General features: G+C 57.0%; 8 protein-coding genes. 3 read left to right on the top strand and 5 right to left on the bottom strand.

Annotated features, from left to right (window positions below):
* Window positions 1–16: 16 nt before the first annotated feature.
* From parC to GALF_RS06610, 5 genes are all read right to left on the bottom strand, one after another.
* A complete protein-coding gene (gene parC, locus GALF_RS06630; RefSeq protein WP_013293288.1) occupies window positions 17–2413 on the bottom strand; it encodes a DNA topoisomerase IV subunit A in 2397 nt (798 codons plus the stop codon).
* The gene (locus tag GALF_RS06625; protein WP_013293287.1) at window positions 2406–4367 is read right to left on the bottom strand and encodes a DNA topoisomerase IV subunit B; all 1962 of its coding nucleotides are present in this window, start codon (window positions 4365–4367) and stop codon (window positions 2406–2408) included. Before GALF_RS06625 ends, parC begins: the two co-directional genes overlap by 8 nt.
* 76 nt (window positions 4368–4443) lie before the next feature.
* A complete protein-coding gene (gene pepN / locus GALF_RS06620; protein WP_013293286.1) occupies window positions 4444–7041 on the bottom strand; it encodes an aminopeptidase N in 2598 nt (865 codons plus the stop codon).
* Window positions 7042–7183: 142 nt separating this feature from the next.
* Window positions 7184–8599 carry a Re/Si-specific NAD(P)(+) transhydrogenase subunit beta gene (gene pntB / locus GALF_RS06615; RefSeq protein WP_041938337.1) on the bottom strand — a complete coding sequence of 472 codons (1416 nt, stop codon included), beginning with the start codon at window positions 8597–8599 and terminating at the stop codon, window positions 7184–7186.
* 12 nt (window positions 8600–8611) lie between these two features.
* Entirely contained in the window at window positions 8612–10177 is a 1566-nt protein-coding gene (locus GALF_RS06610; protein WP_013293284.1) for a Re/Si-specific NAD(P)(+) transhydrogenase subunit alpha, read from the bottom strand.
* 131 nt (window positions 10178–10308) lie between these two features.
* On the opposite strand from GALF_RS06610, the gene mutL reads away from it, so the two are divergent.
* Genes mutL through miaA form a run of 3 tightly spaced genes read left to right on the top strand, consistent with a single transcriptional unit; the run spans window position 10309 to window position 14466 of the window.
* Entirely contained in the window at window positions 10309–12198 is a 1890-nt protein-coding gene (mutL, locus tag GALF_RS06605; protein ID WP_013293283.1) for a DNA mismatch repair endonuclease MutL, read from the top strand.
* 43 nt (window positions 12199–12241) lie between these two features.
* Entirely contained in the window at window positions 12242–13510 is a 1269-nt protein-coding gene (locus GALF_RS06600; protein ID WP_013293282.1) for an MFS transporter, read from the top strand.
* Window positions 13507–14466, top strand: a complete 960-nt coding sequence (miaA, locus tag GALF_RS06595; protein WP_013293281.1) for a tRNA (adenosine(37)-N6)-dimethylallyltransferase MiaA — start codon at window positions 13507–13509, stop codon at window positions 14464–14466. The genes GALF_RS06600 and miaA overlap by 4 nt, the downstream gene beginning before the upstream one ends.

Raw genomic sequence — 14466 nt, 5'->3', positions numbered from 1 at the left:
AATACGACCGCTTGCTTCAATCGCTGAGTTTAACCTGCGTAATAAAGGTTTTTGCCTTCACAGGCAGCATACGGCCCATACGGGCGCGTTTACCGAAGTGCGTCAATAGTTCCGCTTCCGACAAACGAATCGCCTGTTCGCGACCACTAGCCGTTTGCGAGATGACCGTAATTTTTGACTTTTCCGCCACCATCAGCGAGGCCAGCACATCGCCCTCCTCAAGTCCCATCACAATCAGCCCGCGACCGCCTGAGCTGAGCCGTTTCATTTCAGGCAAAGCAAAAGACAGCAGCCGGCCTGAACGGCTCACTGAAATCACCTGCGCCTGCTCACTCGGGGTATACAGCACAGGCGGGAGTATCAGCTCGTCACCCTCAATGGTGATGAATTGCTTGCCGGCCTTATTGCGTCCGATCATATCGGATAATTGGCAGACGAAGCCGTAACTGGCCGAGGTCGCCAGCAGCACGTTTTGTTCTGCCGCACCGCAAAACACGCGGACGATTTTAGCGCCGGCGGCTAACTCAACCAGCGTGGTCAGCGGTACCCCGTCACCGCGCCCGCCCGGCAGCACAGAGACGGGTATGCTGCACACCCGGCCGTTGCTTGAAATAACGATGCACTGATCGGTGCTACGGCACTCGAATGCGGCGAGCAAACTGTCGCCTTCTTTGAAGGCCACCGCCGACAAATCCAGCCCATGACCGATACGAGTGCGCCCCCAGTACTTTTGGGATATCAACACCGTGACAGGTTCATCAACCACGGTAGCGGTGAGCGACACCCGTTCGGCCTGTTCAATCAGTGTGCGCCTGTCATCGCCATAGGCCTTGATATCTTCATCGATTTCACGGGCAACACGGCGGCGCAGCAGGGATTCTGAGGCGAGCATTTTGTTCAGATCTGCGCCTTCCTCCTGCAAGCCTTTGAGCTCACGTTCGATCTTAATGCCTTCCATTCGGGCCAGCTGGCGCAGACGAATTTCCAGAATGTCTTCGGCCTGACGGTCGGACAGCTCAAAGCGGGCAATCAGCGCCACCTTAGGATCATCCGATTCGCGGATGATACGAATGACCTCGTCCAGATTGAGAAACACCGTCATACGCCCTTCGAGCACATGGATGCGGTCGTTGATCTGTGACAATCGATAAGTACAGCGGCGATGCACCGTTGCAAGCCTGAATTGCGCCCATTCGCGAATGATGTCGGTGATGGCTTTTTGCTTGGGGCGGCCGTCGATCCCGATCATCACCATATTGATGGACAGGCCGCACTCTAAACTGGTGTGCGCCAGTAAAATCGCCATCAATTCCTCGACCGACTGGCGGCCTGATTTCGGTTCAAACACCAGACGCACCGCCTGATCTTTGTCCGATTCATCGGCGACTTTATCCAGCACAGACAGGATCAACTGTTTGTTGTGGATTTGTTCCGTGGTCAGGGTCTTTTTTCCCAGCCTGAATTTAGGATTGGTTAGTTCCTCAATTTCCTCCATGATTTTCTTGGAGGAAACGCCGTGCGGCAGTTCGAACACCGCCACACGCCACTGGCCGCGCGCCAGCTCTTCGACACTCCAGCGCGCGCGCATCTTCAAAGAACCACGTCCGGTACGGTAACACTCGCGAATTTCTGCAGGAGAAGAAATAATCTGCGCGCCACTGGGTAAGTCAGGGCCTGTAATCCCGCTTAATATTTCTTCATCGGAGCAGTCCGGATTGCGCACGCACAAGGCGGCAGCGCCGCCTATTTCGCGCAGATTATGCGACGGAATTTCGGTCGCCATGCCGACGGCAATGCCTGATGCGCCGTTGAGCAGCACCATCGGCAGCCGTGCCGGCAGCATGGCAGGCTCCTGAAAATGCCCGTCGTAATTGGGGATCAAATCGACCGTACCCATATCCAGTTCGGAGAGCAGCACCGCCGCGATCGGCGTTAAACGCGCTTCCGTATAGCGCATGGCGGCCGAGTTATCGCCGTCCCGCGAACCGAAATTGCCTTGCCCATCGACCAGCGGATAGCGCAAGGAGAAGTTTTGCGCCAAACGCACCATCGCATCATAGGCGGACGAATCGCCGTGCGGGTGAAATTTACCCAGCACCTCGCCGACCACGCGGGCGGATTTGACGAAGGTGCTGTTGTGCGTCAGTCCCATTTCGCGCATCGCATACAAGATGCGCCGCTGCACCGGTTTTTGTCCGTCGCACACATCTGGTAGCGCCCGCCCCTTGACGACCGAGACCGCATATTCCAGATAGGCGCGCTCGGCGTACTGCGCGAGTGGCACCGTATCGCCGTCCGGCAGTGCGGGCAGCGGAGAAAACTCGCGTGCCACTTTGACTGCAACGACCGGCAGTGTTTCTACCGGCATAACCGGTACCCCTGCATCAAATAACTCTTCCTGAATCTCAGACATCGCCCGTTACCTCATTGCCGTGATATTCCAGCCATTCACGTCTGGAACCGGATTCCTTTTTTGCCATCAGCATCGTCATGGTTTGCTCTGCCGAATCGAAGGATGCGGCATCCAGTTGCACGCATAGCGCCCGCCTCGTATCCGGGCACATGGTAGTCTCCCACAGCTGCAGCGGATTCATCTCCCCCAGTCCTTTGAAGCGCGAGATGCTCCATGAGCCTGCCCTGACTTTTTCCTTGCTCAGCCTATCCTCAATCGAAGTTAACTCATCGGCATTGAGCGCGTACAGTTTGCGCAGCGGCTTTTTACCCTGAGCCGGCACATCGATGCGGAATAACGGCGGTTGCGCCAGATAAATATGCCCGGCTGCAATCAGCTTCGGGAAGTGTCTGAAAAACAAGGTCAGCAGCAAGGTCGCGATGTGCGAGCCATCGACGTCCGCATCGGCCATGATGTAAATGCTGTGATAGCGTAGTCCTGACAGGTCGGCGTTGTCGTTCATGCTGTGCGGATCGACACCGATCGCCACCGCAATATCGTGTACTTCGGCGTTGGAGAACAGCCGGTCGCGATCGACTTCAAAGGTATTGAGCACCTTGCCGCGCAACGGCAAAATCGCCTGAAACTCCTTATTGCGCCCCTGTTTGGCCGAACCGCCCGCCGAATCGCCCTCGACCAGAAACAGTTCGTTGCGCGCCGGATTGTATTCGGCCGCATCCGTCAGTTTTCCGGGCAGTACCGCGACCGACGAGCCTTTTTTCTTTTCGATTTTCTGCGTCGATTTCATCCGGCTTTGCGCCTGCCGGATGGAAATTTCTGCAATTTTTTTTCCGTACTCGGTATGCTCGTTCAGCCACAGCAGCAAAGGGTCGCTGACCATGGTAGAGACCAGTTTTAGCGCGTTGCGCGACACCAGTTTTTCCTTGGTCTGCCCCTGAAAAGAGGGATCGAGCAGTTTGGCGGATAGAATAAAACTCACGCGGCAGAATACATCGTCGGAGGCGAGTTTAACGCCCTTGGGCAACATGCCGTGCAGGTCGATGAAACTTTTGACTGCGTTAAAGATGCCGTCGCGCATCCCCGCGTCATGCGTTCCACCCGACCAGGTCGGAATCAGATTGACATAGGATTCACGGGTGATCGTGCCTTCCTCGGCCCAGGCGAAAGCCCATGCAGCCCCCTCTCCTTCGACAAAAGCCTCATCTCCCTTTGCGATATAGCGCTCGCCGGTAAAAATGGGAGCGGCCAGTTCCACGTCCGCTAGCGCCTCCATCAAATAGCCGCGCAAACCGTCAGGATACGACCAGGATTTGCTCTCGCGCGTCTTTTCAATGGTAAGCGTGATCGTGACGCCCGGCAGCAAGACCGCCTTGGCGCGCAGCGCGCGTTCCAGTTGGGCGAGATTGACTAAAGGGCTGTCAAAATATTTAACATCCGGCCAGGCGCGCACCGTAGTGCCCGATTTGCGTTTGCCGCAGGTGGCAACTTGCGCCAGAGGCGATGTGGCGACACCGTTTTCAAAGCGCAGGCGATGCTCACCACCATCGCGAAACACCGTGACTTCAACCGCCGTTGAGAGCGCATTGGTGACCGCAACCCCTACGCCATGCAAACCGCCTGCGAAGCGGTAGGCACCGCCCCCCGATTCCTTGTCGAATTTACCGCCTGAATGCAGCACGGTAAACGCGACTTCGACGACAGATACCCCCTCTTCAGGGTGGATGCCGACCGGAATGCCGCGCCCCTCATCCTGCACCGATACCGAGCCATCACTGTGCGCGATCACGTTGATATTTTTGCTATAGCCTGCCAGCGCCTCATCGCATGCGTTATCCACCACTTCGGTGATGATGTGATTCGGGTTATCCAGCGTGGTGTACATGCCGGGGCGCTGCCGCACCGGCTCCAACCCCCGCAATACCTTGAATGACGACTCGTCGTACGTAGTACTCACTCGCACTTCTCCATTTTCAAACCGATTACTCAATCAACCTGACATGATAGCCTATTGCGCCGGCTACGCGCATCACTTAGCCCAGTGCGCGCGCCACAATCTCTAATACATCGCGGGACAGGCCCGCATGATCATGGATCATGTTAAGCGCTGCACGGGCATGAGCCTGACGCGCGGCGTCAAATTTACGCCAGCGGTCGAAACAGCGTGCAAGTCGCGAGGCAACCTGCGGATTGATTGCATCAAGTGCGCAGATTTGCGCGGCCAGGAAACGGTAACCGCTGCCGTCTGCGGCATGAAAACGCACGTGATTGCCGCCGAAAGCGCGCAGCAGCGCATACACCTTGTTCGGATTGCGCAACTCGAAGGCCGGATGACGGGTCAACGCCTCAACGCGCGCCAGCGTCTCGGCACACCGGCTGGCGGCCTGCACTTGCAGCCATTTGTCGACCACCAGCGGTTCATCGTGCCAGCGCCGGTAAAATTCCGCCAGTGCAAGACGAGATTCATCGCTCGATCCTTGCGCGAGCACGGCTAAAGCGGCAAATTGATCGGTCATGTTATCCGCGTGTTCAAACTGCTGCAAAGCGGCCGCGCGATATGACACCGTATCAATTTCACACAAGTATCCTAAACAGACCGTGCGCAGTGCACGACGGCCGGCAGAGGTTGAGTCGGGCGCATAAGCCCCCAGTGGCGCAAGTCTTTCGTAACAGGCGCGAAACTCCGCCTCCAGTTGACAGGCCAAATAGCGGCGCAGACTGTTGCGTGCCGCGTGCAGCGCATCCGGATCGACCACCTCCAGTTGCTCGGCCAGTGTCGCCTCGCCCGGCAAAGACAAGATCTCGGCGGCAAAAGCGGCCGTTTCATCAGAACAGGCGAGCATGCCCGATACAATGGCGACTAAACGCTCAGGCCAGACAGGTTCAAGACCTGCACTGATCGCTTCTGTTGCCTGAAGTATCAGGCGCCCTGCCAGACGCTGCCCCGCTTCCCATCGGTTAAAAGGATCGGTGTCATGCGCTAACAGGTGCGCTAACGCCTCATCGCTGTAATCGAACTCAAGCACGACAGGCGCTGAAAAGTCGCGCAACAGCGACGGGATGGGAGGAACTGCTATGTTTTCAAAGGTAAATTGTTGCGACGATTCAGACAGCGACAACACACACTGAGAGTCTATGGACCCCTCAAACGGCAAGGGCAGCCCGTCAGGGCCGATCAGCGCAACCGTCACGGGAATCAGCAAATTGCCGCATACACCGGCTGACTGGGCAAGTGTGAGCACATAGCGCTGGGCTGCCGGATCGTAAACGCCTGATGCCTTGACATGCGGCGTGCCGGATTGCTGATACCAGCGCATAAATTGTGTCAGATCATGGCCTGAGGCATCGGCCATCGCAGCGACAAATTCATCGCAGGTCACCGCCTGACCGTCGTGACGTTCGAAATACAGATCCATGCCGCGCCTGAACGCCGCGCGACCTATCAGCGTCTGGATCATGCGCACGACTTCCGCGCCCTTGTTATAGATGGTCGCCGTATAAAAGTTATTGATTTCAATATAGGACGCGGGGCGCACCGGATGCGCCATCGGGCCTGCATCCTCAGGGAACTGGCCGGCGCGCAGCCCCCTGACTTCGTGTATGCGGGCAACCTGCCGGTTGTGGACATCGGCGCCGAATTCCTGATCGCGAAATACCGTCAACCCTTCCTTCAGCGAGAGTTGAAACCAGTCACGACAGGTCACGCGATTACCGGTCCAGTTGTGAAAATACTCGTGCGCGACAACGCGGTCGATATTTTCAAAATCAAGATCAGTGGCAATATCCGCGCGGGCCAGCACATATTTGGTATTGAAGATGTTGAGGCCCTTGTTTTCCATCGCCCCCATGTTGAAGTCGCCCACCGCGACGATCATATAGTGATCCAGATCGCATTCCAGACCATAGGTCTGTTCATCCCAATGCATCGATTTTTTCAGTGCCGCCATCGCGTGATCGCATTGATCGAGCCTGCCGGGTTCAACGTAAATACCTAACTGCACCTCACGGCCCGACGTGGTGCGGTAGCTGTCACGCAATACATCGAGTTTAGCTGCGACCACAGCAAACAAATAGCATGGTTTGGGATGCGGATCCTGCCAGCTCGCCCAGTGGCGCCCGGCAGCCTCGACACCGCTCGCGACCGGATTGCCGTTGGATAGCAGACAAGGCAGCAACGCCTGATCCGCATGCAGCGTCACGCTGTAGCGGGACATCACGTCAGGACGATCGGTAAACCAGCTGATGCGGCGAAACCCTTCGGCTTCGCACTGGGTAAAGTAGCCGTTCGCCGAACGGTACAGGCCGGACAGGCGCGTATTGAGATCGGGGCGGATACGCACCACAGTGCTCAGACGAAACACATCGGGCACATGGCTCAATACAAGGGTATTTTCCCCCAGCGTGTAGCGATCGGTCACGACGCCATCGATACTGACCGACAGCAATTCCAGCTCCTCTCCGTCGAGTACCAGCGATGCCGCGGCCACGGCCGGATTGCGACGCACAGCCAGATGCGCGGTAACTTCGGCGTAATCCGGCTGAAAATTGATATCGACATCCACCGTGTCGATCAAAAACGCGGGCGGCGTGTAGTCGGCCAGATAGATTGTTTTCGGAGTAGATGTAGTCATGTTTAACCGATATCAGAAAAATTTTAGGAACGTGAACAACTGACACAAAAAATCAAAACAGCCGCTCCGGATTAAGGATACGGCTGTTTTTTTGCGCGTAAGACGTGGTAAGACTGCTTGTACCACAGCACTGCGACAGGTCTTATGCTTTCAAAGCAGCGAGTACTTCTTCCAGCATTTTCTTTGCATCGCCAAACAGCATGCGGTTGTTGTCTTTGTAGAACAAAGGATTGTCAACGCCGGCATAGCCTGACGCCATGCTGCGCTTCATCACGATAGAGGTCTTCGCACGCCAGACTTCCAGCACCGGCATGCCGGCAATGGGACTAGTCGGATCGTCCTGTGCTGCCGGATTGACGATGTCGTTGGCACCGATCACCATCGCCACATCCGTATCGGGGAAGTCTGCATTGAGCTCGTCCATTTCCATCACGATGTCGTAAGGCACACGGGCCTCGGCCAGCAGCACGTTCATGTGACCCGGCATCCGTCCGGCAACGGGATGAATACCGAAACGCACGTTAACGCCTTTTTCGCGCAGCAATTTGGTAATCTCATTCACCGTATGCTGCGCCTGCGCCACCGCCATGCCATATCCCGGCACGATGATCACACTCTTGGCGTCTTTGAGTAATTCAGCCGTCTCGACTGCACTGATGGAAACCACTTCGCCGGCAGGTTGCGCATCCCCCTCCGCCTTTTTGACAGGTTTACCGCCACCGAAACCCCCTGCGATCACGCTGATGAAGTTGCGGTTCATCGCGCGACACATGATGTAGGACAGAATCGCACCGGACGAGCCCACTAGGGCACCCACGACGATCAGCAGGTCGTTGTTCAACATAAAGCCGGTGGCCGCTGCCGCCCAGCCTGAGTAACTGTTGAGCATAGAGACCACCACCGGCATATCCGCGCCCCCGATGGCCATCACCATGTGAATGCCGAACAGCAGCGAGATGACGGTCATCACGGTCAAAGCGGTCATGCCTGAACTGATCGAATCGCTATGCATGAATTGCCAGCCAAACGCGATCACAACCAGCAGTCCCGCCAGATTCATGAAGTGACGGCCCGGCAGCAGCAGCGGCTTGCCGCCGATCTTGCCGGACAGTTTACCAAACGCAATCAGAGAACCGGCAAGGGTCACCGCACCGATCAAAATACCCAGATACACTTCGACTTCGTGGATGGCCTTTTCAGCACCGGACAGATTTAAGGCCGCCATCGGATCGATGTAATTGGCAAAACCCACCAGCATGGCAGCAAGACCGACCATGCTGTGCATCAATGCAACGAGTTCCGGCATCTGGGTCATTTGGACTTTGCGCGCAGCGTAAAGGCCGATACTCCCGCCCACCACCATTGCACCGATAATCCATGGCAGGCCAGCCATGGTGACGCGCGGGCCAAACACGGTAGCCAGCACGGCGATGGTCATGCCTATCATGCCGTAGAGATTACCGCGCCTTGATGACTCCGGATTGGACAGGCCGCCCAAACTCAAGATGAAGAGAATGATCGCACCAATATATGAAACGGTTGCCAAGCTTGCAGACATCATAATTTATCCTTATTTGCGGAACATCGCCAGCATGCGCCGGGTAACGGCAAAGCCGCCGAACATATTGACCGCCGTGAGTGCAATCCCCGCCACCGCCAGCGCGCGTATCCAGTCATCCGGGCGAGTCATATCCAACATCATTGGTGGTGAAACCTGCACCAGCGCACCGATTGCGATGATGCTGGAAATTGCGTTAGTCACGCTCATCAACGGCGTATGCAGGGCGGGCGTGACGTTCCACACCACCATGTAACCTACGAAACAGGCGAGCACGAATACGGTAAAGTGGCCTAAGAATGCGGGAGGCGCGTAAGCACCGATGAGCAGAAACAGCAATGCGGCGACAGCAAAAAATGCAGCCGTTTTTCCTGCCGAGGCCGGCGCACCGCTACTACCGTGCGCGGCAGGCGCAGGTTTGGCAGCAACGGCCGGTTTAGGTGGCGGCATTTTTATCGCGGGTGCAGGCCAGGTGATCTCGCCGTCCTTGATGACGGTCAGGCCGCGAATGGCATCGTCTTCCATGTTGACGTTGATAACGCCGTCTTTAGTCTTGCATAGTTCCTCAGTCAGACGGAACAGATTGGTTGCATACAGCGTGGAGGACTGGCGTGCCAAACGGCTGTTAAGATCGGTGTAACCTACGATGGTCACGCCGTGCTTCACCACGGCTTTTCCCGCTTCGGTCAATTCACAATTGCCACCGCGCTCGGCCGCCATATCGACGATGACACTGCCGGGGCGCATCGACTTCACCATCTCGGCGGTGATCAGCATGGGCGCAGGTCGTCCCGGGATCAGGGCCGTAGTGATAATGATGTCCACTTCACGCGCCTGTTTGGCGTACATTTCGCGTTGCGCCTGCAAGAAGCCTTCAGACATTACCTTGGCGTAACCACCGCCGCCACCGCCCTCTTCTTCATACTCGACTTTAACGAATTCACCGCCCAGCGATTTGACCTGATCGGCCACTTCTGCACGGGTATCATTGGCGCGCACCACAGCGCCTAAACCTGCCGCCGTGCCGATAGCCGCTAAGCCTGCGACGCCAGCACCGGCGATAAAGACTTTAGCAGGCGGCACTTTGCCGGCCGCCGTGATCTGGCCGTTAAAGAAGCGCCCGAATACATTAGCGGCCTCGATAACAGCCCGGTAACCGGCAACCCCAGCCTGGGAGGTCAGCGCGTCCATCTTTTGTGCGCGGGAGAGTTGGCGCGGCAGTGCGTCGATGGCCAGCACCGTCGCCTTTTTGGCGGCCAGTTGCTGCATCAGTTCGGGATTTTGCGCAGGCCAGATAAAGCCGATCAGGGTGATGCCTACCCGCATCAGGTTGACTTCGCTACTGGTCGGTACCGTTACCTTGAATACGATGTCGGATTCTGCCCACAGCGCAGCTTTATCATTCACGATTTCAGCACCCGCCGTGCGGTAAGCTTCATCGCTGAAATTCGCCCCGTCACCTGCACCCGATTCGACCGCGACATTGAAACCCTGCTTGATGAGTTTCTCGACGATCTCAGGTACTGTCGCGACGCGCTTCTCGCCTGCATGCGTTTCCGCAGGAATGCCTATACGCATCTGATTCTCCTCTGGTGTAAGTCGTGCATCTATGCACTTGTGATTAAGCCCGCGATTATACCGATTCTCGCGGAACATAAAACCCCACGTATAATCTCATCCTGTCGAATTAATTTCCGCGCCTATCTTTCATGCCTTCATACATCCGCGTATTGCCCGAACTCCTGATCAACCAGATCGCTGCAGGCGAGGTGATCGAACGTCCGGCGGCCGCACTCAAGGAACTGCTGGAAAACAGTCTGGATGCAGGCGCCACCGATATCACGGTCCAACTGGATAATGGCGGCATCAAACTGCTGCGTATACGCGACAACGGGCGCGGCATCGTGCGCGATGAACTCGCGCTCGCACTCATGCGCCATGCCACGAGCAAAATCGCGTCACTGGACGATCTGCAAAGCGTTGAAAGCATGGGCTTTCGCGGTGAGGCGCTGGCCAGTATGGCCGCTGTGGCACAGCTCACCTTATCGAGCCGCACTGCACATGACACTCACGGCTGGATGGTTGAGGCAATCGATGGACGTATCAGCGAGGCCGCGCCTGCAAGCCATCCGCCGGGCACCACGATCGAGTTGCGCGAGTTGTATTTCAACACCCCCGCGCGCCGTAAATTTTTAAAATCCGAGGCGACCGAATTCGCCCACTGCGAAGAAGCCTTCAAGCGCATCGCGCTCTCGCGTCCCGATGTCGGATTTTCGCTGCAACACAACGGCCGTACCGTCTGGCAACTCAATCCAGGATTGAGGATTGAGGATCGAGGATTGAGGGGCGAAGACGATGGCGGTTGGATGCAAAATGCCGCATTAAAGCGCGTTGCAGCGCTGCTCGGTGCTGAATTCGGCAATGCGGCCGTTCCCGTATCGGGCAGCGCGGCCAACCTGACCTTGCATGGACTTGCCGCCCTGCCCGCCTATTCGCGCGGCAATCGCGATGCACAATACTTTTTCGTTAACGGCCGCTTCGTGCGCGACAAAGTGGCCAGTCACGCGCTACGTCAGGCTTATCAGGACATCCTGCACCACCAGCGGCACCCCGCCTTTGTCTTGTTTCTTGAGCTACCGGCGGAGCAAGTGGACGTAAACGTGCATCCTGCTAAGTCTGAGGTGCGCTTTCGCGAGGGGCAAGGCATACACCAGTTCATTTTCCATACCCTGCAACAGGCACTCGCCGCCCCTGCCCTGTCGGGCGCTGCGACCCAGGAGAGGGCAATTCAGGCACCCATTCCGACTCAGCAACGCATACCGCTCGCTGCGGCGCAACTCAATGCAACCTATCAGGTGTGGGAAGCACAAACGGGGAGTGGAAAGTGGGGAGTAAAGAGTGGAGAAGCGGCAAGTGGTGAGTGGAAAGTGGAAAGCGGGCAAACTGCTCCCGCTGAGAGCTCCTCACTGCCCGCTATCCAATCACCAACGACTTCCCACTATCCACTCTCCACTGACCATCCTTTAGGTTTTGCCTTAGCCCAGTTGTCCGGCGTGTATATCCTCGCGCAAAATGAGCAGGGGCTGATCGTCGTGGACATGCACGCAGCTCACGAGCGTATCGTTTATGAAAAGCTCAAGGCTTCTATGGATCATGAAGCCATCGCCACGCAGCCTTTGCTGATTCCGGTGTGTTTTCAAACCGATGCGCACGATGTCGCAACGGTAGAAGCCGAGCAGGACGCACTGCATAAGCTGGGATTTGACATTAAACCGCTCTCGCCCACCCAGATTGCGATCCGTGCCATGCCGGTGCTGCTCAAACAGGCGGAAGCGGAAGCGGCTGCGCGCGACATCTTGAACGAGCTGCGCAAATACGGTGGCAGCAGGATGCTCACTGAGCGCCGCAATGAGCTGCTGGCAAGCTTAGCCTGCCATGGTGCGGTGCGTGCCAACCGGATTTTGAGCGTACCTGAGATGAACGCGCTGCTGCGCGAAATGGAACAGACCGAACGGTCAGGCCAGTGCAACCACGGTCGCCCGACCTGGTTTGCGCTGACGATGAACGAACTCGACAAGATGTTTATGCGCGGACAGTAATGATACAAACCTGCAAGCACGACAACTCATCACGTACAACTTAATGACGACTACTTATCCTTCCATCTTGCGTATCGCCTTTGCCAGTTTCATCGGCACCGCAATTGAATTCTACGACTTTTACATCTACGGTCTGGCTGTGGCGATGGTGATAGGTCCTGTGTTTTTCCCTGCCAGCGATCCTGCCACGCAAGCTCTGAATGCATTTTTAACCTTCGGTATCGCCTTTGTCGCACGCCCCATCGGCGCGCTGTTATTCGGCCATTTTGGCGACAAAATCGGCAGAAAAACCACGCTAGCCGCCTCCTTGCTGGTCATGGGCAGTTGCACCACGCTGATCGGTTTTCTGCCAGGCTACGCGCTGATTGGTTGGAGCGCGCCCGCCCTGCTCTGCCTGTTGCGCTTTGGTCAGGGAATCGGATTGGGAGGCGAATGGGGCGGTGCCGCACTGCTGGCTGCTGAACATGCGCCTAAGGGACGACGCGGCTGGTTTGGCATGTTCCCGCAACTTGGGCCGCCGGTCGGTTTTTTGCTGGCAGTCGGCAGTTTTTTGCTGCTCTCACAACTGCTAGATGACGCACAGTTTCGCGAGTGGGGATGGCGCATCCCGTTTCTCGCCAGCGCAATCCTGGTGATCATCGGTCTTTACGTGCGGCTCAAGCTGACCGAAACACCCGTGTTCGCGCAAAGCGCCCAACAGGCCGTCAAACTACCGGCCGCCGAATTGTTCCGTCATCATGCAAAGCCACTGGTACTGGGCGCGCTAGTGATGGTGGTGTGCTATGCCTTGTTTTATATCTCGACGGTGTTTAGCTTGAGTTACGGCACAACGACGCTTGGCATTCCCCGACCGCAATTTTTGCTGATGCTGTGCGTCGCCGTGCTATTTATGGCGGCCGCTACACCGCTCTCGGCATGGTTAGGGGACCGGTTCGGCCGCCGTCCTGTCCTCATCACGGCAGGCTTAGCGGCCCTACTGTCAGGATTTCTACTCGCCCCCGCACTCGAGAGCGGCTCACTTTTTCAAATTACAGGCTTTCTGTGTCTGGAATTATTTTTGATGGGGGCCACCTTCGCGCCTATGGGCGCCCTGCTGCCGGAGCTCTTTCCGACCCGAGTGCGCTATACCGGCGCGGGTGCGGCCTACAATCTGGGCGGCATTCTAGGCGCATCGCTTGCCCCCTATATCGCACAGCAATTGGTGCTGGCAGGGGGGCTCACCTGGGTGGGCGGCTATATTTCAGTGGCTGCCGCCATCAGCGTGAGCGCGGCGCTCTTCATCACGGATGCACGCGACAAGGAACTGACATGACCCAATCCACAATCCTCGATCCAGAATCCTCGCATCTGCCACCCGCCCTGTTTTTAATGGGCCCGACCGCCAGCGGCAAGACCGGCGTCGCGGTTGAACTGGCACAGACGCTGCCGGTTGAGCTCATCAGCGTGGATTCCGCGCTGGTGTATCGCGACATGGATATAGGCACGGCTAAACCCGATGCAGCAACACTTGCTCTGGCCCCTCATCACCTGATCAATGTGATCGATCCGACAGAAGCGTATTCCGCCGCGGCCTTCAGGCTAGCTGCACTGGCCCTGATGGCGGACATCACCGCGCGCGGGAAAATTCCGCTGCTCGTTGGCGGCACCATGCTGTATTTCAAAGCCTTGCGCGAGGGGCTGAGTGCATTACCGGTCGCGAACCCTTCGGTGCGAGCTGAACTTGACGCGGTGATTGCCCAACACGGCATTAGCCACCTGCATCAACAACTGGCCATCGTCGATCCCGAGACAGCGGCGCGCCTCTCGCCCAACGACACCCAGCGCATCCAGCGTGCGATGGAGATTTACCGGATCACAGGAACCGCGATGTCTGCGCTCTTCAAGCTTCAAACCGAAAACGCCGCGTTACCCTACCAGATCACCTCGATCGCGCTCGTTCCATCAGATCGCAGCGTGCTGCATCAGCGCATCGAAACGCGTTTTCATCAGATGATCGAACAGGGATTGCTAACAGAGTTGCAGGATTTGCGAAAGAAATACGCATTAGATCCCGAACTGCCATCGATGCGCTGCGTCGGCTACCGGCAGGCCTGGCAGTATAGTGAAGGGGAAATCACTCAAGCACAGTTTGTCGAGACCGGCATCATCGCCACACGCCAGCTCGCCAAACGCCAGTTAACCTGGCTGCGCTCCATGCCGGAAAATGTACAAATCGACTGTCTGACAGATAACCTAACTAACAAAGTGCGCGGCGCATTACGCTTTTAG

This window comes from Gallionella capsiferriformans ES-2, from assembly GCF_000145255.1.
Taxonomy (GTDB): Bacteria; Pseudomonadota; Gammaproteobacteria; order Burkholderiales; family Gallionellaceae; genus Gallionella; species Gallionella capsiferriformans.
This window is presented reverse-complemented; position numbering and strand designations above follow the sequence as displayed.